The following is a 21,732-nucleotide window of genomic DNA, read 5'->3' on the forward strand; positions in this document are numbered from 1 at the left end:
ATTTTAGTATTATAAAAAGATAAAATAATGTCATACCTGATCGTCAAAAGTGCATTTCCGCGCTATTTTGGCGGTTGGCGTTAGCAGTCGCCGTTATACGATTTTAGCTCTGTTACTGATGGTTACACTTAAACATAAAGGAATTTTACGGTTACTTCTTTCCAGGATCAGGGTGCCTGGCTTGCTGCTGTTTTCACTGACACTCGTCCTGGCTGCCTGTGAATCTGCACGGGAGAAAAAGCGTGTTGCTGAGGGAAGCGAGCTGGCAAAAGCGTATTGTGGAAACTGCCATCAGCTCCCCGTGCCCGCGTTGCTGGACAAGGCTACCTGGCGCAATGCAGTACTGCCTGCGATGGCCGAAAAATTAGGCATCGAAGTACTGGAAGGAAATATGTATCTCCATAGCAAAACGTCAACGCTATCTTCACCTGACTGGCAGAAAATACTTGCCTACTACCAAACGCTTGCACCCGATTCGCTCACGCAGGTTGCGCAAAAACAGCCAGAAATGATAGAAAAGGAGCTTTTTTCCGTCATAATGCCGGGAGAGGATTCTGCCACTGCAAGCACTATGCTTATCAGGATTGACAGTGCAACACACTCCGTTTTTTCAGGTTCTGCCATTGATCCTGCGTTGTTTTTGTACAATGCGAAGCTCGGCAAAAGCTTGCTTCACAACCTCCCCTCTCCACCTGTCGATCTTAGTCTTTCAGCAAAAAAAGGAGTTCTGACGTTGCTTACCTGCATGGGCGGAATGAGCGCCTCGGACGAGACGAAAGGACAAGTGATCATGCTCGAAAACGACCCGACTTCCAAGCTGCATAATCTCTCAAAAGGGCTGATCCGGCCCATTGAAACGCGCCCGATCGACAGTAATCGTGACGGACTTACTGATTATACGATTTGCGCATTCGGCCATAATACGGGAGGATTGTACCTGCTTAAACAATTAAGCGACGGAAGTTTCACAACTCAGGTAATCCGGGAAATGCCAGGAGCAACGTGCATCAATATACGTGATATCAATGCGGATGGGTGGCCGGATCTAGTAGCACTCTTCGCGCACGGTGACGAAGGGATCTGGCTTTTTACGAATGACCGCAAAGGCGGATTTATAGAAAAGAACATCCTGCGTTTTCCTCCGGTGTACGGATCGAGCAGCTTTCAGCTGGTTGATGTCAATCAAGATGGATTGGAAGACATTATCTACACTGCGGGAGACAATAGTGATTATTCCCGCATCCTGAAACCCTACCACGGTTTATACATTTTCACGAATACAGGGAATTTTACATTTAAACAAACCTTCTTTTATCCCGTAAATGGCTGCACAAAAGCAACAGCAGCAGATTTTGACAAAGACGGAAAGGTAGATATCGCTACCATTGCGTTCTTCGCAGACCTCAAAAACAAACCATTCGAGAAATTCCTGATTTTTACTCAGGATAAAAAAGAAGGTGTTTTCTCACCAAAGAGGGTGCCCATTGACCGGCTTGGAAGATGGATCTGTATGGACGCGGCAGATTGGGACGGCGACGGAGACACGGACATTGTGCTGGGCAATTTTTCAAGGGGATTTCTGAACCAGGACCGCGTACAGCCCGACTGGAATACCAGGCTTCCGTTTATCATTCTCGAAAACAATACGGTTGCAAAATCCGCGCGATAGTCAATCGTCGCGCTTCCAGTCGGCAGGCAGCAGATTGGCAAAACGATCGTTGCCAAGGTCACCTGCGATTTCAAATCCCATTGGCATCACCACCCAGCCCTGCGGCGTTACCACTATATACCCCTGCGGCATCGAAATCTGCGTATATGAAAACGGCATATCGGAATACGGGGACCGTCCTCTTTTCGACGTATAAAAGACTTCAAGAGCCGTTTTGGATACAATCAGGCGCTCTGTTGCCAACTCACCGTCGCGCACCAGCCGCATTCCTCTCACCGGCTCTATGCGGTTGTTTAAATGGTTCTTAATCGTATTATACCCCGAGGCGCTTCTTACTGTATTAAAGCGGCGCAGCGAATCCGGGATTACCTGGTACACCTTAAATCCCTGCTCACGGAGGCTGTCGGAAACCATACTTGCGATCAGATGTTTGAGAGATCCCTGATAAGCTACCTTTTGGTTGGCGCGCCAAAGCTTTTTCTGCGCATCGTCTTTGGGAACCAACAGCTCAAACCGTGTGCTGCCGCCGTAGTAAACTTTGCCGGCGAAGTAGTCGAAATCATCGAGGTCCTGGTGAATGCGGTAACCGAGCGCATAATTTTCGATGATCAGCGCATTGATAGTTTGCGCACTAAGGTGGCCATTATCGTCCAGTGAAATGCGCAGTACTTCAGGGTTGACAATCTTACAAAGCTTGCTGAACCGGTTATTGCCCAATAGCTCGCGGGTAATGATTTTCAGGTGTTTTTCGCGCTTCTTGTCCTTCCGTGCGTAAACGGTTACACCTTGCAGCTCCATTCCTTCCTTCAACTTAAACAGCACGGTTTTGGTACCAGGCTGCTCGAAGCGCAGCGTTTGCTTGATCGTTTCATAGCCAAGAAATGAAACAGCGAGTTCGAGGTTACCGATCGGCAGGTTAGCGAGTTTGTAGCTTCCATTCTCATCCGCATTGGTCCCGATGGATGAATTGTTGATAAAAACATTGGCAAAAGGCAGCGGCTTCCCCGTTTTCTCATCCGTTACCTTTCCTACCAGTTTGACTGTGGCTGGCTGCTGAGCTAAGGCAATGTGGCCGGTAAAGAGAAGCAGCGTAACCAGCATTCCGGCCTGTTTACTTAAAATCAAATATATAAATCGGGATTGGAGCCGCATTGGTAGCCTAACTTTTTGGCCAAAGATAAAGTGAAGTGTTCAAAGCAGTGGCCACGCAGGTTATTAAAAAATCCACCGCGCACATCAAGTATTACAATGTGCGCGATGGATTTTACTTTATTGAATCACATTAGCAGATCAGGGGGTTGTTTTAAGGGTAACATTCCGCTGAGATGACGGAAGCCCGTTATCCGCAATCACTTCCGCAAACAACACTATTGTCGTGTTCCTGGCCTGAGGCGCTTTTACAGGCACTTTGACAACATAATTACGCAGCTCTGCATCGTATTTCTGAGTTCCGGCGGGAACTGTCGCAATCAGTGTTTGCGTGCCGGTTGTTGTAGGCGCACTATATACCTTGAACTCTTTCACCCCGATTTCCGAAGTATACTCAATATTGACATTCACCATCGTAGCAGAATCCACCGTAATACCGGGCTGCAAAACGCCCGCTGCCGAATACACTTTTGTATCGCCAAGCCACAAAACTGCAATTTGAGCCACTTTTCCATTGCTGACGAGCAGGTCATCAAATAGATCGGGCTCTTCGTAGCAGGAACTCAGGAAGACCAGGGCAAACAGGGGTGCGCAGGCCAGCTTGATATATTTCTTCATAGTTATTTCAAATGTTAGTGAAGGAATTTATTTGGTAAAAAGCCACATGGGCACCGCCGGATCTTTCTGGTTGGCCTCCACTGACTTTGAATTTCTGGTAATCTCCGAATCGGGATAACGCATCCTCTGAATGCGGCTTCCCTGCAGATCGGGATTTACATTCGTGGGCATCGGAAAGTCCAGGTAATCATATTTTCTGATATCCGTCCAGATGTCTCCGATCAGCAGCATCGCTTTAAACTTTTCCGTAATAATGTGTTTCAAAGTGAGCTTTCCAGCACCTGGGTTCACAGGTGCGGAGGCAATGTAAGTGGCTATATCTGCATTGGAAACTCCCACTTTCTGCATGTTGGAAGTGATCATTTCGAGATACGCGCCATAACCTTGCGCGGTAGTACCTGCTGAGGTTTCGCTGCCTCCATTAAGCAGGAACCGCGCTTCTGCCTCGATGGCGGCCAGCTCGGAATAAGGCATCATCACAAGCGGCGAGTTAATGCCCGAATGCCAGGATTGCGCAGTCAGGTCCACCGTTGAGCCGCTGCCCGAGCCGGGTACCACACCTGCGTAAACCGTCTGGCTGCCTTTAAGTGAAATCACTTTCGGCAGTCTCGGATCAACAACAGCCTGCTTTGTCCCATTCATCAGGTCTACAAAAGTATTGGTGAAGGTTACCGATAAATTGCTCGTAGTATTCGGAATGGCAACGCGACTGTACCAGGGATTCAGGTTTTTGGAGTTGTATTGCAGCTGAAAATCATCTTCGTTTCCTTCCATTCCCTTTGCCAACGCATCCAGAGCCGCCTGGGCAGCCGCCTGTGGGTTCTTTTTGGATAAGTGCATGGCATACCTGGCTTTAAGTGAATAAGCCAGCTTTGTCCATTTGGAAGTATCGCCGCCATAGATCAGGTCGTCAGTTGCCGGCTTTGTGCCACTGTTTTTAGTCAGTTCCACAACAGCTTCGTCAAGCAGCCGCTGCATGCTTTCGTAAATCTGTTGCTGCGTATCGTAAGCCGGCGTAAAATTCTTCTGATCGGCCTCGGAGTAAGGAATGTTTTCCCAGCTCACAGTCGCGAGTCCAAGATTATACGCCAATAGAACTTTGGCAATACCCACATATGCCGGCGCGCTCTCACTTGTACCCTTCTGAATAATCGCATTCAGCTGCGGCACGACGTACAAATAGGTATTTGTCCAACCCAGTATATTATCGGTTTCGGCGTAGGTATCGATGCCATTTGCCCCAATTGCATTGCCGAGTTGCTGTGCATACTGGCAGGCAACATAAGCCTGCTGGTAACTTGCTTCGCCGGTGTAAAACTGAGCAGTCGGTAGCAGTTCCTGCAAACTCGCCTCGGCTTTCAGCGTCGGGTCTACATTGATGTCGAGAAAATTATTGCAGCCTGCCAGGATTAACATAGCGGCGCACGTTGTTAATATTTGTTTCAAAGATTTCATAGTATCAGAAATTAACATTTACGCCAAGCTGAAAACTCTTTGTCGCAGGATTGTTCCTGCCCACAAAACCAATCAGGTTTGTGCCTGATCCAAACGTAAGTGCCTCCGGATCATACCCGCGAAAAGGCGTATTGAGGAAGAGGTTCGTCCCGGTAAAGCTGAATCGCACGCCCCCTTTGAAGACCGTATTCGCAATAAGGTTTTTTGGCAATGCATAATTCAGACTGACCGTTCTCAGCCGGAACCACGATCCGTCCTGTATGTTGAAGTCGGCTGCATTGCCCATGTAGCGGGCGGTTGAAGGATTGTAAAATGCGTCGTCGAGCACTACCGGTTTGGTATTGGGCACATAGGTAACCTGCCCGTCAGCAGCCTTTTGTTCGACAACACCCTTGAACACCACTTGCTCGTACCTCCGCTCCGTTATTTTGATTGACCCTGCGCGGAATGCATTCCGTTCGCCCAGATCGACGACATCGCCGCCCTGCCGCCATTCCAGCAGGAAAGACAAGCCCAATCCTTTGTAGTTGAATGTGTTGGTCAAACCCGCTGTCCAGTCGGGCAATGCATTGCCATAAGGTGTAGTGACCAGACTTGTCAATGGAAATCCGTTTGCCTGGATCAGCTTCTGTCCGTCCGGCGCCCGCATGTAATCCAGTCCCCACAAATCGCCCACTTTGCTCCCTTCACGCACTTTCAGAACGCCCCTGCTGCCATTGTCGAAATAAGAAATCTCTTCCAGTTCATCGGGCATATCAATTACCCTGCCCGACATTTTGGTAAAATTCAGCGACATATCCCAGGTGAACCTGGAAGTCTGCACCGGTTTGTAGGACACCAGCAACTCAACGCCCTTGTTCCGGATCAGCCCGATATTGGTATAGTAAAACGAGTAGCCCGAAACATTTGAAACAGGCGCCCGCACGATCTGATCTTTGCTATCCATTGTGAAATAGGTGGCATCAAGCATCAGCCTGTTTTTGAAAAAGCGCAATTCGGTACCAAATTCCATGGAAGTTGTGCGTTCAGGTTTGAGGTTATCCGATGCCGTTGTAGACCGCCGCACATAGCCGGGTACCGCATTATTGAATGGAAAATTATCCGCAATCTCATAATAAGCCCCGATTACGTAGGGATCCGTGCCTTTCCCAACCTGCGCCCAGGAGGCGCGCAGCTTACCATAAGTAAGGAAATTGTTCTTGGGGAGATTTTCAGTGAAGATGTAACCGGCACTAAAGGATGGATAGAAAAACGAATTGCTGGCAGTAGGGAGCGTGGAAACAATGTCGTTCCGACCGGTTGCATTCAGGTAAAGCATTTCCTTGTAGCTGAGTTTGGCATCGGCAAAAAAGCTTACGATCCGGTATTGCAGCGGCGAGTAGGGCCTTACCTGCTGGTTTCGGTAGCTACTGATTTCATCTGTAAAAGGTGCTCTCCAACCCTCCCCGCGCTCATAGTAACTATCCGGCCTCCGGCTGTCTACAATGGAGTTCCCCACCATCAGCGAACCATTCCAGTTCTCATTAAATTGCTTGGAAGCAGTGACATAAATATTGGAATTGATCTCGCGGTAATTGATATATTCTTTGATCAAAAAACCTTTTACTGCAGTTCCTACGTCAAAAGTACTGTCTACCTGCCTGAACCTGCGCTCGTTGAATGCATCGAAAGTAAGCTGGTACTTGGCTGTGAGCCAGTCGGCTATCTTGTAGTCCAGGGTCGCGTCTGCGATATAGCGATTGACTTTATCGATCCTCGGGCTCTTTTCAACCAGGTACCTGGGATTATCGGTAAAACCGGGCAGCAAATTCTTATACGAACCATCAGGATTGAGATAATCATTGACATCGTAAGTATTGGGCCAGTAAGCCAATGCACTGAAAATCGACTTATCCCCAGCGGGCGGCCGCTTCCCACCCGACCGAATGTAATTGAAGGAACCAGATACCGAGAAGTTTTTGGTCAGATTATATGTTCCAGCTAATTTCCCCGATGTTCTCGAAAAATCCGTAGTCGGCACAATACCCTGCTGATAATTATGGCCAACCGAAAAGTAAATGTTCCCCTTTTCTCCGCCTTTGGTGATGGAGACATTGTTGTTGGTGCGGTAACCTGTTTGGTAAAAACCTCTGAAATTGTCGTAAATCTGGTCTGTACTGTTCCCGATAATGGAAGGCCCGAAAGACTGGTACGGCGTACGTTGCCTCACCTCCGTAGGCGAAATGAATTCGCCAAACCTGCCCTGAATGAAGCGCGTTTGGATATCCGGCGATTTCCCGAGCACATCCAGTCCGCCCGACAAGGAAACGGACACATTCATTTTACCCGACTTACCTCTCTTTGTAGTGATGATAATGGCACCGTTCGAGGCGCGCAATCCGTAGAGCGCAGTAGCCGCGGGACCTTTCAGTACCGACACGCTTTCAATATCGTCGGGATTGATATCGGCGGCGCGGTTGGTATTGGCAAATTGCTCTGATGCTCCCGGCGAGGCTGAACCTGCACTTGGAAGCGGGTTGCCAGCAGTGGTTGCATTGCTGATGATAATGCCGTCGATGACAAAAAGTGGCTGATTATCGGCGCTGCCGCTCAAAGAAGTGATACCACGCAAAATGATGTTCACACCTGCGCCAGGCGCGCCGCCAGATCCGGTGATCACCGCCCCCGCTACCTTTCCCTGCAATGCACCGATCATGTTCGGATTCCCCGAATTCCGGATCTCGTCCGATTTAATCGACTGTACCGAGTACCCGATCGCACGCTTTTCCTGCGTTTGCCCGAGCGCGGTCACCACCACTTCGTTGAGAATGGAAGCTTCGGATTGCAGGGTAACATTGATAACCTGCTGTCCGCTTACAACGACCTCTGTGCGCTTGAAGCCAATGAAGCTGAAAACCAGCGTACTGCCCTGTGCAACATTGATCGTGTAATCTCCATTTTCGTTCGTAGACGTTCCCTGTGAGCTCCCTTTGACACTGACGCTCACACCCGGAATTTCGCTCCCTTCCTGATCCCGCACCTTTCCATTCACAGTTCCGGTTTGCGCATGTGCAGCAGTCAACAGAACAAGCAAAATCAGCAGGAATGCCGCTAACCTGCTGAGTAGTAGTTTATTCATCATATTAGTTAAGTTTGTTGTGCTTTACCGTGTAATTTAATATCCTTTCTTTAAATAGTATCAATATTCATGATTCTAAATAATCCTCCGGTCACTTAGCCGGGATGAAGTGTTGGTTGGAATATGGAACTTTGTCCGCATGATTTGCCTGTAGTTACCGACAGTTTTTTCGTTTTGCTAAAAGCCGTCACTTCCTTTATCTTTACATGTAAGCCAAAATGAACATGGAAACATTAGTATTTCATCCGGAGAACAAGGAGCAGCTTGAAGCACTGAAAGCTTTTGCAAAAGCGTTGAAGATATCCTTTGTTACAAAAGCTGATGATTATGATCCCGAATTTGTAGCCAAAATACAGGAGAGCAGAAAGCAATTCGAGAATGGCGAATACAAGGTTATTGAACTTGATGATCTCTGGAAATGAGCAGGAAGCTCAGTTTCTCCAACAAAGCCCAGGAAGATCTTCAATATTGGAAAAAGACTGGCAATGTCAGTATCCAGAAGAAAATAGAAGAACTACTCAGGTCTATACTCGAGACTCCTTTTCACGGCATCGGAAAGCCCGAGGCACTCAAATACGAGCTTACAGGATCCTGGTCTCGCAGAATAAACAGAGAGCACCGAATTATCTATCAGGTGACCGATGAATTTATAAAAATAGAATCGCTAAGAGGACACTACTAACTTCCTGTTAGTGCCACTCCCCTAATATATTTACATTCGCGCCGAGTCCAACGCCATTCTTCTGACCGCCGCCAGATTTAGCTCACCTGCTTTGGCCAAAATGAGCAACTACTTCGTTCAAAATCAATGCTTTGAACTACGGCTCGACATATACAACGTCCTGCTACTAAAACCTGATCTTGGCATACATTGCACCTAATCCTGCGGTCACTTAGCGAGGATGAAGTGTTAATTGAAAACCCACTAAGAATTAGCTCAATTTACAATTACTAGAAAAATAGTTTGCTAACTATAAAAATAGTTTCTACATTTAAAACATGGAATTTGAGAAGTTAACCAACAAGGAAGAAGAGGTAATGCAGGTGCTTTGGAGCCTGGAAAACGCGTTTGTAAAAGACATGCTTCCGATGTTTACAAATCCGCCTTTGCATTACAACACCCTGTCGACCATTATCCGGAACCTGGAAGAGAAAGGGTATGTGAGCCACCGGCAGTTTGGAAATACGTACGAGTATTTTCCGGTTGTCAAAAAGGAAGATTACCAGAACCACTTTGTGCTGAATAAGGTAGTCGGAGGCTATTTCAATGATTCGTACAAAGATCTGGTAGCCTATTTTGCCAAAAATGAAAAGGTAACACCCGACGATCTGCGTGAGATAATCAAAATGATTGAAGAAGGAGAGTAAAGAGTTGATGTACCACCATTAATCTGCTACCTATGTTGTTCCCTTACCTGATGAAGGTCAGCTTGCTGCTGGCTGTACTTACGCTGGGCTACCGCTGGCTGATCCAGTTTGAGACATTTTCGAAGCTCAACCGTGCATTGCTCTGGTTGAATGCACTAGCAGCGTGGTTATTACCGCTTGTTCCTTTACCGGCGTGGGGACCTTTGAGGGTGCAAACCGAATTTCACCATCACATTCCGAAGGTGGTAGGAAAAATGCCCATTCTTGCCGAACCAATTTCCGCGGTTCAATCCGGCACTTTCCAGGTGCCTGCTACGCCTGCTCTTCCGGCCTTGTCGTTATCAGAATGGATTTTGATGATTTACCTCGCTGGCGTATCCATTTTAGCCGCGCTTTTTCTTGTTCAGGTTGGCCGCCTTTTAATGCTGGTTGTCAAAAGTCGGAAAGAACAATGGGATTACGATACCAAGATCATTAACGTACCCGGCAGTACCCCGTATTCATTTTTTCACTGGATCATACTCGACCCGAATCGACACTCTGAATCCGAATTGCGTAACATACTTGCCCACGAAACGGAACATGCGCGACAATGGCATAGTGCCGACCTGCTTATGGCCGAGCTATCAAAGATCCTGTTGTGGTTTAATCCTTTCGTGTGGGTTCATCAGAAGCTGGTGCAGGAAAATCTCGAATACCTGGCAGACCGGGCTGTACTGAATAATGGTTTTGAGAAAAAACAATATCAATATAACCTGTTAAATACGGTAATGCGGTCCCACGAGCTGCCTTTAACAAACTCCTTTGCGCAATCACTTTTAAAGAAACGCATCAAGATGATGAACCGAAAACCATCTCAATACATGGCGTGGGCTAAATATGCTACGCTGATCGCATTGATTTACATCTCTTCTGCATTCGTTGCGCCATTTCGCGAAAGAATTGTCGCATTGGCACCAGCCGAAATCCGCCCGCTTGTAAAGCCGCTCGTTGCGGAAGTAGTAATTCCCGAAGCACCGAAATTGGATGAGCCAGCCAAAAACGAACCCGATAAGTCAGAAACAAACACCAAGCCGGAACCAAAAACCATTTCTCCGGCAGCAGACACCACTCAGATCCGCAGGGAGCGGGCAGAGAGTGTTAAAGGTGTTTTGATCAGAAATGATACGATATACTGGGCAATTACTCCATTGATGGACTGGGATGATATCAACGAAGTCCGAAAAGCTGTTAATAAGTTTGGCGCTGAACTTGCGATCAACAAAATACAATTCGACCCCTTTCAACAATTCATCACATCAATCTCTGTCACGACAAGAAACAGCCGGGGACAGTCAGGTGCGGGTTCCCGCAATGGAGAAGATGATTTTAGTCCTATCAAAGGTCACTCGGGTTATATTCTTGAAGGAGGCATCGGAATGGGCCAGCTTCCACCGGCACCACTCATCAATGCACTTACAGAAGATTATGAAAAAGCATTGCTCATTAAGAAGGAAAATGAAGTCGCATATTTTCAGCAAAAAATTACAACCAATATAGGAGCCTTTTCCACCACCGTCTATTTGAAAGACGCATTAACAGGCAAGTCCGGCGATAAACTTTTCGTTTCCACTGGTATCGGAAAGTCTAACGACGACAACCTACGAATAGCAGATACCCGCAAAGAGCATGAACTTTACATAAATACCCAACCAGCCACATTCCAGGAAATGAATGCATTGGCAATCGAACGGATCGAAAAAGTGACGGTAATAAATGGCACTCCCAGGAAAATGATCATCGCATATACAAAATAATGAAGGCGGCCCATTTGGACCGCCTTCGCATTTTTCTACTTATCGACAAAGTTATTTCAGGTTCAGCTCTTCGCCAATCGCTTTCACCTTCTCTTTCAAGGAAGCATAAACACTGTCGAAGTCCTCATTTCTTTCCAAAGCAGCGCGTACTCCCACGTAAAATTTAATCTTCGGCTCCGTTCCTGATGGGCGGCAGGTGAATTTGGTGCCGTCTTCGGTAAAGAACTGCAACACATTGGAAGGTTCAATACCCATTTCACCGGAAGGAATGGAGCTGGTAGTTCCGCTGGTAAAATCCGTTGTAGTGAGTGCCTTGTAGTCGTCCATTCTGATCACCGGTGAGCCTGCGAGCGACTTGGGAGGGTTTGCCCTGAAATCAGCCATCATCTGCTGAATTTCGTCAGCGCCGGTTTTACCTTTTTTGGTCAAAGAAATTAACCCTTCGTAATAGAAACCAAATTGCTTGTAGATTTCCATTAACATATCGAAAAGGCTCAGACCTTTATCTTTTGCATAAGCTGTGAGCTCGGCGATCATTGCGCAGGAAGCAATCGCATCTTTATCGCGCACCGCATCCCCGATCAGGTATCCGTAGCTTTCTTCACCGCCGCCAATAAATTGCTCCACGCCCTCTTTCTCCCTGATTACCTGGGCGATATACTTGAAACCGGTTAAGGTGTTATAACATTTCACATCGAAAGCAGCCGCCATTTTGTCGATCAGGTCGGTAGTTACAATGGTTTTGCAGACGAACTGCGTACCCGTCAGTTTACCCGCATCTTTCCACGCATTCAAAAGATAGTAGATCAGCACACTGGCTGTCTGGTTTCCATTCAAAAGCTGGATTTCGCCGTGGTGGTTCTTTACTGCGATACCTACCCTGTCGGCATCCGGGTCTGTGCCCATTACAAGGTCAGCGTCGATCTCTTTTGCTTTTTCAACCGCTTTCGACATTGCCTCGGTTTCTTCCGGATTGGGATACACGACAGTCGGAAACTGCCCGTTGCCTTTTGGCTCAGCTTGTTCTTCAATCACGGTCACAGCCTCGAAGCCCATTCTCGCCAGCAAGTTCGGAACCAATGTAACACCTGTTCCGTGCAATGGGGTATAAACGATCTTCAAGTTTTTCTGGCGCGCCAGAGCGTCTTTTGAAATAGACAGTGAAAGAATGTGGTTGATATATTTCTCGTCAATTTCACTACCAATTTTTGTGATTTTAGAAGCGTCTCCGTCGAACTTAACTTCATCAATCGACTGGATCGCATTCACTTCGCCGATGATATTGCTATCGTGCGGTGCAACCACCTGAGAACCGTCGTCCCAGTAAGCTTTGTATCCGTTATATTCTTTCGGATTGTGTGAAGCAGTCACTACAACCCCGCTCTTGCAACCAAGCTCGCGGATCGCGAAAGAAAGCTCAGGAGTCGGACGCAGTGCTTCGAACAGATAGACACTGATCCCGTTTGCTGAAAAAATATCTGCGATAATGCGTGCAAATTCGTCTGACTTAATGCGGCTGTCGTGCGCAATCGCCACTTTGATCTCTTCTCCTGGAAAAGCTTTGTTCAGATAGTTGGCCAAACCCTGCGTTGCAGTTCCAACTGTGTAGCGGTTCATCCTGTTGGATCCGATACCGATTAGCCCACGAAGCCCGCCGGTTCCAAACTCAAGGTCTTTGTAAAATGCGTCCGTCAGCTCAGTATCATTTCCCTCGTCTATTAATTGCTGAATGGATTGCTTTGTGTCAATATCGTAATCACCGTTAAGCCAGCTATTTACTTTGGCCATTACACTCGGTTCTAGATTTGCAGTCATAAGTAGTTGAAGTATGATTAAGAATTTTTAAACTTATACCAGTGATTTTTTTGCGGCCCCGGCTTCTTCCGTTTCGTCTTCCTTAGCTGTTTCTTTGGCGGTTTTGTGGATCAGTTCAGCAACAAGTCCCGTCCACCCGGTCTGGTGACTGGCACCGCAGCCCCGGCCATTATCTCCGTGGAAATATTCGTAAAACAGCACGTGATCATTGAAATTATTATCCTTCTGCATTTTCTGATCGTGGCCGTAAACTGCCCGGTTTCCTTCTGTATCTTTTTTGAAAATATCTATCAGGCGACAGGCAATCGCCACAGCTGCCTCTTTAATAGTTGCCAGATTACCGGAATTGGTTGGATATTCTACCATAAAATCCTCGCCATAGTATGCATGAAATTTCATCAGGGAGTCAAAAATCAGGTAGTTTAATGGAAACCAGATCGGTCCTCGCCAGTTGGAATTACCGCCCATAATATCAGTAAGTGCCTCAGCCGGAGTGTAATCCACCTGCAAAACCTCACCGTTGATATAAAACTTGTAAGGATTCTGCTCGTGGTATTTGGACAATGCGCGCACGCCGTAATCTGAAAGGAATTCGCTTTCGTCAAGCATTCTTTTCATGATCATTTTCATCCGGTGACCGCGCAGGATCGACAGCAAACGGTTCTCTCCTTTGCCAGACTCAAACCAGCGTGATATTAACCTTGCCAGATCCGGTCGGTTCGCAAGCACCCATTCAACCCGCCTTTTGAAAATTGGCAGCTTATCCAGGTTTTGAGGATCCAGGATTTCGACAGCAAAAAGCGGGATCAATCCGACGATCGATCTTACTTTCAACAGGATACTTTGCCCGTTTGGAATGTGGATTACATCATAGTAAAACTGGTCCTCCTCATCCCACAAGCTGATCGATGAATTTTTCCCGCCAATGGACTCCATTGCACCCGCAATATGCAGGAAGTGCTCAAAGAATTTGGACGCCATATCCTGATAAACGGGGTGAACAAGCGCCACTTCAACGGAAATACGAAGCATATTGAGGGTATACATCGCCATCCAGCCAGTCGCATCAGCCTGTTGCAGCTTTCCGCCAAAAGGCATTGGAGTAGACCTGTCGAAAACACCAATATTATCCAGCCCCAGAAAGCCGCCGCTGAAAATGTTATTTCCGGTATCGTCCTTTTGATTAACCCACCAGGTGAAGTTCAGGAGCAGTTTGTGAAATATTTTTTCAAGAAACTGAATATCCCCTACTCCATTGTTTTGCTCCCGGTCAATTTCATACACTTTCCAAGTAGCCCAGCCATGAACCGGCGGGTTAACATCAGAAAAATTCCATTCATAAGCGGGTATCTGCCCATTGGGGTGCATATAATATTCGCGGAGCAGAATTTCGAGCTGCCTTTTGGCAAAATCCGCATCTACCCTGGCGAGCGGCACGCAATGGAATGCAAGGTCCCAGGCTGCAAACCAGGGATACTCCCATTTATCCGGCATTGAAATGATATTCGCCGCGTACAAATGCTTCCAGCCGGAGTTACGACCCCATTTCCGTCCCTGATTTGGTCCGGGCTGAGCAGGATCACCTTTCAGCCACTCGTATACATTATAGTAATAAAACTGCTTGCTCCAAAGCATTCCCGCATAAGCCTGGCGCTGAATAGACCTTAAATCAGCATCCGAAACGTCGCGCTGCAAATCATCATAAAATTCGTCAGCCTCACGGATCCGCTTCGCAAAAAGGTCTTCAAACCCACCAAAAGGCTCTGAGATCGTGTGGTTAACAAAGCGCAGACGAAACACTTCGCTGCTTCCGGCTTTTACCGTCCGTGTAAACCGGGCAGATGCTTTGGTACCAATGTTATTGGGGTTGACGGTGTTTGTTTTGCCACCAGAAACAATGTAATCGTTGATCCCGTCTTTGGGATAAGCAGTGTTGTTGGCAGTACCGTAAAGCTTTTTGAAGTTTGTTTCATTCTCACAAAACAGCAGCTCGTCGGCATTATCCAGATAAAGGTTGTATTTCCCGTGTTTCCGGTGGGTTACTTCTACCAAACGGTTTGAGATGCCGTTCATGATAGGCTTGTAGTTAAAAGCTTCGTACCCCCACGACCACGTGTTTCGGAACATAATGGTAGGTAGCACAGTGATCGGGGCATCAACAGGGCCGCGATTGAACACCGTGACTTTCATCATGATATCCTCTTCATCCGCCTTCGCGTGCTCAATGAAAATGTCAAAATACTCATCATTTTCAAACACGCCGGTATCCATGATTTCGTATTCAGGATCCTGCTTTCCGCGGCGGCCATTTTCCTGGCGCAGCTTGTCGTAAGGAAAAAGCTGCTGCGGGTATTTGTAGAGCATTTTGGTGTAAGAATGCGTGGGGGTACTATCGAGGTAATAGTACATTTCCTTTACGTCCTCACCGTGGTTAGACTCCCTGTTGGTAAGTCCGAATATCCGCTCTTTTAAAATCTTGTCTTTATGGTTCCAGAATCCGAAGGAGAGGCAGATATGCTGTTTGTTATCAGAAAAACCGCCGATTCCGTCTTCGCCCCACCTGTAAGCTTTTGACAGAGCCATTTCGTGGGTAATGTAATTCCAGGCATCACCGTTTCCGCTATAATCTTCCCGTACAGTTCCCCACTGGCGTTCGGACAAATAAGGCCCCCACTTTTTCCATCCCTTGTTATCTTTTTGAAGGCTCAATCTTACCTTTTCAGCGCCGTTTGCCATTAATATCTATGTTATCGAAAGGAATGAATTTCATTGTAAAATCTACCCAATTTAAAAAACCGGTCACCAAAACCAGCAAAAACAGGTAGAAAGTTGAAAACCCGGCAACGTTTCAGGCGTTTAATTGCATCGCCGCCAGGTCAGGATAGGACGATACCTCGAACGAAACATTGCCGGCATAAAACTGCGTCAGCTGCTCTGCACGGGCAGACGTTTCCGAAAGTAGCGCGTGACGTTCTGCTTTCAGCAGCGCCTCTACCTCTGCCACATATTCCTTGAACATGAGCGGGGTAGTAAGCTTGTAAATCTGTCCATCACTTGCTTTTAGCACAGGCACAGGCAAGGTGTTCCCCTGCGCATTCAATGCACCGAAACGAAGACGGGCATTAATATACTCTTCGTCCGTCGCGCCGAAAACGATGTATTCGACTGGTTTTGCATTCGCATTGGTTGCATTGATTTTCGCATCCAGATTGGCCAGCAAAGTCCGGAGCGCCCAGGTATTTTTACCAGTTCTGATCCGCTCGCGAATAGACTGACGAACCAGATAAGTAAGCGCCTGCGTCACATTCAGGCCGATTTCCGCCATTTGTTTGAATATAAACGAGGTGGGCGACATACCGGGAATTGTATTAGGGTCGTGAAGCACAATCCGGCCGTCTTCTGTCAGAAATCCGTCGATCCGCACACATACATTGATTCCAAGCTGTTCGAAGACCTGTGCGATTACCCGCTGAATTTCCTGGTTTTTTTTAAGAGAAGTATCAACAGGGATGCGCTTGCGACTGGCACCGGGTTTGTATTTGGCATTAAAATCAAAAACCTGTACCATTTTGATCACCTCGCTTGGCGGCAATGCAAGCGGCTTTCCGTCATCGAACTGAATGCAGCCGCACGAAAATTCCTGTCCATTGATGTATTCTTCTACTAACACCTGGTCTTCCGCATTCGAGCTGCTCAATGCGGCCAAAGCATTACCCGCAGCAAAATAGGTATCCAGCTCACTTATCAAATCAGCGGGATGGTAAATGGTTTTGTCTGCTAACACAACAGGGAATCCAATGCCCTCGTCGAGGTTCGCTATCTTTTGTCCCCAGGCTTGTTTCTCTCCACTTCCAAATGATTTCCAGGTATCTGCTTCCAGCTCAATCCTGAAAAAGCACTGGTTGACTGCGGAGATGAATTCTTCCAGCGAATCCTCTTTCACGATTGCTACGCCGATCGACGAGCCCTGATGCGGCGCTTTGATCACGAGCGGCAGGCCGAGGTGCTTTTTAAGTACCTGAAACAACAATGGATATTCCTGCGGAATCCAGCTTTTGTAAGTCAGCGTCCAGCTTTTCTTCTGCTGCCCATTGACGAGCGCGATCATCTCATTTTGTAAAATTTTATCGATACCCACAGCTGAGCCCATTAAACCAGGGCCGCTATAAGGGATTTTATACCATTCGAGCAAACCCTGAATCGCGCCGTCCTCGCAGTCGGGACCGTGCATGGCAAGAAATGCAAAATCAAAATGATTATTGAAATCGGCAGGCGTAATGATCGTACCAATCTCGACCGGCAAAGCTTCAACAGCCAGCTCAGGAAAAGACTCGATGTACGTTTTGAAGCCGGCTTTCTGATGGGATTTTGGCGGATAGAACTCGCGTATCTCACTGGAATACATCAGTTGCTTTTCAAGCAGGATGAACCTTCCGAAGCTATCGACAAATACAGGTATTGGTTCAAAAAGTGACTTGTCGAGATACTCAAAAGCTGTTTTCCCACCTGCAAATGATATCTCTCTTTCTCGTGAAGGGCCTCCAAAAAATATTCCTATACGCATAGTATAATCGCGGTTTTTATTCAACACGCGCAAGATAAGCTACTATTCGGGAGGAATCAATCTGTATGAAAAAACTGGCCGGTTTAAAACAGCAAAAGGCAGTTCCCATATTAGAGAACTGCCTTTTCGATGATTTTATATAGATCTGACGGTTAAGCCAGCGCCGGTACGTTCACGGAAACAACCTTGTTAATATATGGTACTGCTTTACGAATTGACTCTTCAAGACCCGCACGAAATGTCATGGCGCTCATTGGGCAGCTTTGGCAAGATCCCTGCAATTCAAGCTTCACAATGTTATCATCAGTCAATTCAACAAGTTTCACATCACCACCGTCAGCATGCAAATAGGGCCGCACTGATTCAAGTGCCTGCTCAATAAGTTCTAATGTTTTTTCTTTGGAATCCATTGGTTCTATTATGTATTTGCTAAGATGCAAGATAATATTCAAAAAATCAAATCATAAACAGGCCGGAAATCAGACCTGAATTTCGACGGGAACGGTCTTATCTTTATTCGCATTCCTGATCGCTACCTGCTGTGCAAGTGCCTCTGCCGCGTCCCTGAATGCATCATTAACAATCGGATTCGTGTTCATCACAGCAGGCCTTCCTTCATCACCAGCCTCTCTGATTCCCTGCACGAGCGGTATTTGACCCAGCAGCGGCACATCGAATTTATCCGCCAGCTTCTGTCCGCCACCTTCTCCGAAAATGAAGTACTGATGATCGGGTAATTCCTCCGGCGTAAACCACGCCATATTCTCCACAATACCTAAAATCGGAACGTTGATCTGCGGCTGTCTGAACATTGCCAAACCTTTCATCGCGTCAGCCAGCGCCACTTTCTGCGGAGTAGTCACCACTACTGCTCCTGTTACCGGAACCGTTTGCACCAAAGTAAGGTGGATATCACTGGTACCTGGCGGCAGGTCGATCAGCAGGTAATCAAGTTCGCCCCAATCAGTATCTGCAAAAAACTGCTTTAAAGCCTGGCTTGCCATTGGTCCGCGCCAAACAACTGCGCTGTCGGGCGGGGTCAGAAATCCAATGGAGATCATTTTAATCCCATACTGCCGGATCGGGTTAATGTAATTTTTGCCGTCTTTCGGAGTAATGGTCGGCTGCATATTTTCAGCGCCGAACATCACCGGGATCGATGGACCAAAAATATCCGCATCGATAATCCCCACCTTCGCACCAGACCTGTGCAGCGCCATTGCCAGATTGGCTGTCACCGTAGATTTCCCTACTCCACCCTTGCCGGATGAAATAGCTATCACGTTTTTAACACCAGGAATGAGCGGGCCCGTCTGCCGGGTAGAAGTTACATTGGCAGTGAGCTTGATAATCACCTCAACATCAGGACTCAGATGCTCGTGAATCGCATTCTCGCAATTCCTTCTGATCAGTTCTTTGAGGGGGCAAGCGGGGGTGGTTAAAACAACTGTAAATTGAACCTGGTTAACTCCGATCTCGATATCCTGGATCATACCGAGTGTCACCAGGTCTTTTTTCAAATCCGGCTCTTCGACAGTACTTAGCGCCTGTAATACTTTTTCTTTATTGATTGTAAATTCTCCCATTACGATGGTTGACGACCTTAACTAATTCTATTCAACACAGAAAATGGTCTTTGAGTTTGTTATGAAACAGGAAATTCTCCAATTCTCCTTTCGACTTCATTCAGCTCTTCTGTGACGTCTATTCTTCTTGAAAATTCATTCAGCTTACTCCAAAGCGTTTTCAGGAATTTCAGGTGACTTTTCGAAAATCCATGTAATGGCCGGTGGTTGAGCGTCAACATGATTTTATCCCATTGACGCATCAGATCATGCGAATCGGGCGAGATATAGGTCTTTGCAAATGCATTGAAGATGTGATCTTCTGCCAGCTTACTGGGATGGATCAGATCGGAATCGTAAAAACGATAGTCGCGCAGCTCGTCTACCATAATCTCGTACGACGGGAAGTACATGATATGCTTATACTTCTCGCAGAGCCGGTGACAAACCAGCCTCAATATCGACTTACTCACCTGGTTGAGCGGCAGCGTATCGCGCGTGTGCCGGACAGGACTTACGGTAAGGACAATGCGCAGGCTCCGGCGGAACATCAGCAATTTCTGCACGAGCGGCTCCATGGCCTTGATGATCTGGTCGGGATGCAAAAGCTCTTTTATAAATTGATCCGCAGGCAGCTTGTGGCAATTGCCGATAATCATATTGCTGGCCTTGTGGCGGTAAGCATAAGCGGTCCCCAGTGTGATAACCAGCAGATCGGCTTCTTTAAGAAAAGCGCCAACTTCCACCAAATGCGACTTGATATTCGTTTCCAGCTCCGACCGGTTACCCGCCCATTGCGAAGAGTGGAAATCGTGGTGCAACCAGATATCATCCTCCGTCTTCATGAATAACTCCGAAGCCGGAGAACGCTCCTCCAAGGCAGAATCAATTGTTTTAGCGATAGTAAGCGGATTGAAAATCGTCCCCAGGGGATTGTTAAGCACCGGGAATTTATAGGCACTTAGCTGCTGCCACAGGACATCCGCGAAGCACGACCCAAGCGTGAGCACTTTTGACTGATGATCCATCTTCCATTCGGAAGCGGGGATTTCTACTTCTGTACTGAATTTGATTTCTTTCATAACAACATTGAGTGCGGTCTGCAAAGGTAAGTTTAAACCGTTGGAGAATTACTTTATGATCGTTATTCTGGAAAGGTTTACGTTTAGAAAAATATTTAAACACACTATTAAGAGTTAATGCGGGAAGAAATTTATCCTCATCATGCAGCATCAGAATACTGTTACACGTTTACAAGCATAAGTGCAGACAGATGCGTCCAAAAGGTAGTACTGCTAACCAGGACCGAACATCCGGATTTATACAACGTGGCATTATTAGATGTACTGAGTTCCGGAGAGCTCTGTGATCAGACAGAGACCAAAAATCAGGACATGCATAAAGTTCTGGCAACGACATTTAACATCATTGAGCACTTTTTGTCCCTTGACAAGGCTTTCAGAGTAGTCTTTGCCGGCAGCGAAGCAAAAAGACAGAGACTGTATCGCATTGCAATTTCCAGCAACCTCAATGAGTTATCCCGGAAATACATTATTTTAGGACTTACGAAAGAAGGCGCTGAGCAATTTCAGCCAAATCAATTCTACGATCTCTATATTATAGGTAACAAGCTATGAACTCGAAACAGAAAAAGATGAATCCAGCTACTTTGTCCGATCATCCTATTGTACAGAAAAAACTGAATGAGGTAAATTCCATATTAAGCAAGATTGATAAGTCAAAGCTTGACTCACTTTTAAAAGGTCAAAATTCAAAGTGATGCGTTACATTTCGTTTCTGCCATTTATTCTGCTATTCTGCTGCTCGCGACCTGAAACGATAGCACAGTCAGACAAAGAGTACACCTTCGCCTCCACACCTTCCTGGCAGGACGAGTTTGATCAACCCGGGAAACCTGATCCGGCGAAATGGTCTTCCGCAACGGGCGATCATGGCTGGGGAAACAATGAATTGCAGAATTACACTGACAAGATCGAGAATGCGAAAGTCGAGGACGGTAACCTCGTTATTACAGCCATCAAGGAGAAATCGGGCAAAGCTGAATACAGCTCGTCCAGGCTCGTTTCCAAGGAAAAAGGGGATTTCTTGTACGGTAAGATCGAGGTAAGGGCCAAGCTGCCAAAAGGCAGAGGAACGTGGCCCGCTATCTGGATGCTGTACAGCGAAAATAATTACGGGAATAAAAGCTGGCCTGACAATGGAGAGATCGATATTATGGAACACGTCGGCTTCGACCAGGACCGCGTACATGGTAACATCCACACCAAAGCATTCAATCACGTTGCCAAAACCAACAAGGGAAACAGCGTGATCGTCGACCGTGCTTCGGAAGACTTCCATGTGTATTCCTGTGAATGGACTCCCGCATCCATTACCATACTAGTTGACAATAAACCTTACTTCGTTTTCCCCAAAGAAGCCGCTTACCAATGGGCAGAATGGCCTTTTGATAAGCCTTTTCACCTCATTTTAAACATTGCCGCAGGAGGCGATTGGGGCGGGCAAAAAGGCGTGGACGACAGCGTTTTCCCTCAAAAAATGCTGGTGGATTACGTGCGCGTTTACCCGCTGGTGGAGAAAAAGTAGCTTTGAAA

The 21,732-nt window shown here is 46.9% G+C and carries 17 protein-coding genes; 7 read left to right on the forward strand and 10 right to left on the reverse strand.

Translation table 11 applies throughout. The features are described from left to right. Positions 1-118: 118 nt before the first annotated feature. The gene (locus Q369_RS0101325) at positions 119-1,669 is read left to right on the forward strand and encodes an FG-GAP repeat domain-containing protein (protein ID WP_031525819.1); all 1,551 of its coding nucleotides are present in this window, start codon (positions 119-121) and stop codon (positions 1,667-1,669) included. Here the strand turns inward: Q369_RS0101325 and Q369_RS0101330 are convergent, their stop codons facing one another. The 4 genes from Q369_RS0101330 to Q369_RS0101350 form a co-directional block, all read right to left on the reverse strand. Continuing rightward, positions 1,670-2,794, reverse strand: a complete 1,125-nt coding sequence (locus tag Q369_RS0101330; RefSeq protein WP_229206705.1) for a carboxypeptidase-like regulatory domain-containing protein — start codon at positions 2,792-2,794, stop codon at positions 1,670-1,672. It abuts the gene before it with no gap. Positions 2,795-2,959: 165 nt separating this feature from the next. Further along, a complete protein-coding gene (locus tag Q369_RS0101340) occupies positions 2,960-3,436 on the reverse strand; it encodes a hypothetical protein (protein WP_031525822.1) in 477 nt (158 codons plus the stop codon). A 27-nt stretch (positions 3,437-3,463) separates the two neighbouring features. Next, positions 3,464-4,852, reverse strand: coding sequence for a SusD/RagB family nutrient-binding outer membrane lipoprotein (locus Q369_RS0101345; RefSeq protein WP_229206706.1), 1,389 nt, complete (start codon positions 4,850-4,852; stop codon positions 3,464-3,466). Between the two features lie 43 nt (positions 4,853-4,895). Continuing rightward, positions 4,896-8,012 (reverse strand): SusC/RagA family TonB-linked outer membrane protein, encoded by a 3,117-nt coding sequence (locus Q369_RS0101350; RefSeq protein WP_031525826.1) that lies wholly within the window; start codon positions 8,010-8,012, stop codon positions 4,896-4,898. 221 nt (positions 8,013-8,233) lie between these two features. Here Q369_RS0101350 and Q369_RS0101355 point away from each other — a divergent pair, with 221 nt between their 5' ends. The 4 genes from Q369_RS0101355 to Q369_RS0101370 all read left to right on the forward strand — a co-directional run bounded on the left by Q369_RS0101355 (position 8,234) and on the right by Q369_RS0101370 (position 11,173). After that, the gene (locus Q369_RS0101355) at positions 8,234-8,431 is read left to right on the forward strand and encodes a DUF2683 family protein (RefSeq protein WP_157488000.1); all 198 of its coding nucleotides are present in this window, start codon (positions 8,234-8,236) and stop codon (positions 8,429-8,431) included. Beyond that, positions 8,428-8,691: a Txe/YoeB family addiction module toxin gene (locus Q369_RS0101360; RefSeq protein ID WP_031525830.1), complete on the forward strand. Its 264-nt coding sequence runs from the start codon at positions 8,428-8,430 to the stop codon at positions 8,689-8,691. The genes Q369_RS0101355 and Q369_RS0101360 overlap by 4 nt, the downstream gene beginning before the upstream one ends. A 317-nt stretch (positions 8,692-9,008) precedes the next feature. Continuing rightward, positions 9,009-9,377, forward strand: coding sequence for a BlaI/MecI/CopY family transcriptional regulator (locus Q369_RS0101365; RefSeq protein ID WP_031525831.1), 369 nt, complete (start codon positions 9,009-9,011; stop codon positions 9,375-9,377). 32 nt (positions 9,378-9,409) lie between these two features. Beyond that, on the forward strand, positions 9,410-11,173 hold the full coding sequence (locus tag Q369_RS0101370) for a M56 family metallopeptidase (RefSeq protein WP_031525833.1): 1,764 nt from the start codon (positions 9,410-9,412) through the stop codon (positions 11,171-11,173). A 51-nt stretch (positions 11,174-11,224) separates the two neighbouring features. On the opposite strand, the gene Q369_RS0101375 is transcribed toward Q369_RS0101370, so the two are convergent. From Q369_RS0101375 to Q369_RS0101405, 6 genes are all read right to left on the reverse strand, one after another. Continuing rightward, positions 11,225-12,988 carry a phospho-sugar mutase gene (locus Q369_RS0101375; RefSeq protein ID WP_031525834.1) on the reverse strand — a complete coding sequence of 588 codons (1,764 nt, stop codon included), beginning with the start codon at positions 12,986-12,988 and terminating at the stop codon, positions 11,225-11,227. A gap of 33 nt (positions 12,989-13,021) precedes the next feature. Beyond that, positions 13,022-15,724, reverse strand: coding sequence for an MGH1-like glycoside hydrolase domain-containing protein (locus Q369_RS0101380; RefSeq protein WP_051663860.1), 2,703 nt, complete (start codon positions 15,722-15,724; stop codon positions 13,022-13,024). A 112-nt stretch (positions 15,725-15,836) separates the two neighbouring features. Next, entirely contained in the window at positions 15,837-17,552 is a 1,716-nt protein-coding gene (locus tag Q369_RS0101390; RefSeq protein WP_051663884.1) for a D-alanine--D-alanine ligase family protein, read from the reverse strand. 152 nt (positions 17,553-17,704) lie between these two features. Then, entirely contained in the window at positions 17,705-17,962 is a 258-nt protein-coding gene (locus Q369_RS0101395; RefSeq protein ID WP_031525838.1) for a NifU family protein, read from the reverse strand. Positions 17,963-18,031: 69 nt separating this feature from the next. Continuing rightward, on the reverse strand, positions 18,032-19,138 hold the full coding sequence (gene apbC / locus Q369_RS0101400) for an iron-sulfur cluster carrier protein ApbC (protein ID WP_031525840.1): 1,107 nt from the start codon (positions 19,136-19,138) through the stop codon (positions 18,032-18,034). A 59-nt stretch (positions 19,139-19,197) separates the two neighbouring features. After that, on the reverse strand, positions 19,198-20,199 hold the full coding sequence (locus Q369_RS0101405; RefSeq protein WP_031525842.1) for a GSCFA domain-containing protein: 1,002 nt from the start codon (positions 20,197-20,199) through the stop codon (positions 19,198-19,200). Between the two features lie 117 nt (positions 20,200-20,316). On the opposite strand from Q369_RS0101405, the gene Q369_RS29795 reads away from it, so the two are divergent. Further along, a complete protein-coding gene (locus tag Q369_RS29795; RefSeq protein ID WP_031525844.1) occupies positions 20,317-20,754 on the forward strand; it encodes a DUF6934 family protein in 438 nt (145 codons plus the stop codon). A 142-nt stretch (positions 20,755-20,896) separates the two neighbouring features. After that, a complete protein-coding gene (locus tag Q369_RS0101420) occupies positions 20,897-21,724 on the forward strand; it encodes a glycoside hydrolase family 16 protein (protein ID WP_084165619.1) in 828 nt (275 codons plus the stop codon). Positions 21,725-21,732: the final 8 nt, after the last annotated feature.

The sequence above is a fragment of the Dyadobacter crusticola DSM 16708 genome (assembly GCF_000701505.1).
Classification (GTDB): domain Bacteria; phylum Bacteroidota; class Bacteroidia; order Cytophagales; family Spirosomataceae; genus Dyadobacter; species Dyadobacter crusticola.

Coding starts and splice junctions, on each gene's coding strand:
- Q369_RS0101325 (WP_031525819.1), top strand. CDS start 119: ATGGTTACACTTAAACATAAAGGAATTTTACGGTTACTTCTTTCCAGG.
- Q369_RS0101340 (WP_031525822.1), bottom strand. CDS start 3,436: ATGAAGAAATATATCAAGCTGGCCTGCGCACCCCTGTTTGCCCTGGTC.
- Q369_RS0101345 (WP_229206706.1), bottom strand. CDS start 4,852: ATGTTAATCCTGGCAGGCTGCAATAATTTTCTCGACATCAATGTAGAC.
- Q369_RS0101350 (WP_031525826.1), bottom strand. CDS start 8,012: ATGATGAATAAACTACTACTCAGCAGGTTAGCGGCATTCCTGCTGATT.
- Q369_RS0101355 (WP_157488000.1), top strand. CDS start 8,234: ATGGAAACATTAGTATTTCATCCGGAGAACAAGGAGCAGCTTGAAGCA.
- Q369_RS0101360 (WP_031525830.1), top strand. CDS start 8,428: ATGAGCAGGAAGCTCAGTTTCTCCAACAAAGCCCAGGAAGATCTTCAA.
- Q369_RS0101365 (WP_031525831.1), top strand. CDS start 9,009: ATGGAATTTGAGAAGTTAACCAACAAGGAAGAAGAGGTAATGCAGGTG.
- Q369_RS0101370 (WP_031525833.1), top strand. CDS start 9,410: ATGTTGTTCCCTTACCTGATGAAGGTCAGCTTGCTGCTGGCTGTACTT.
- Q369_RS0101375 (WP_031525834.1), bottom strand. CDS start 12,988: ATGACTGCAAATCTAGAACCGAGTGTAATGGCCAAAGTAAATAGCTGG.
- Q369_RS0101380 (WP_051663860.1), bottom strand. CDS start 15,724: ATGGCAAACGGCGCTGAAAAGGTAAGATTGAGCCTTCAAAAAGATAAC.
- Q369_RS0101390 (WP_051663884.1), bottom strand. CDS start 17,552: ATGCGTATAGGAATATTTTTTGGAGGCCCTTCACGAGAAAGAGAGATA.
- Q369_RS0101395 (WP_031525838.1), bottom strand. CDS start 17,962: ATGGATTCCAAAGAAAAAACATTAGAACTTATTGAGCAGGCACTTGAA.
- apbC (WP_031525840.1), bottom strand. CDS start 19,138: ATGGGAGAATTTACAATCAATAAAGAAAAAGTATTACAGGCGCTAAGT.
- Q369_RS0101405 (WP_031525842.1), bottom strand. CDS start 20,199: ATGAAAGAAATCAAATTCAGTACAGAAGTAGAAATCCCCGCTTCCGAA.
- Q369_RS29795 (WP_031525844.1), top strand. CDS start 20,317: ATGCGGGAAGAAATTTATCCTCATCATGCAGCATCAGAATACTGTTAC.
- Q369_RS0101420 (WP_084165619.1), top strand. CDS start 20,897: ATGCGTTACATTTCGTTTCTGCCATTTATTCTGCTATTCTGCTGCTCG.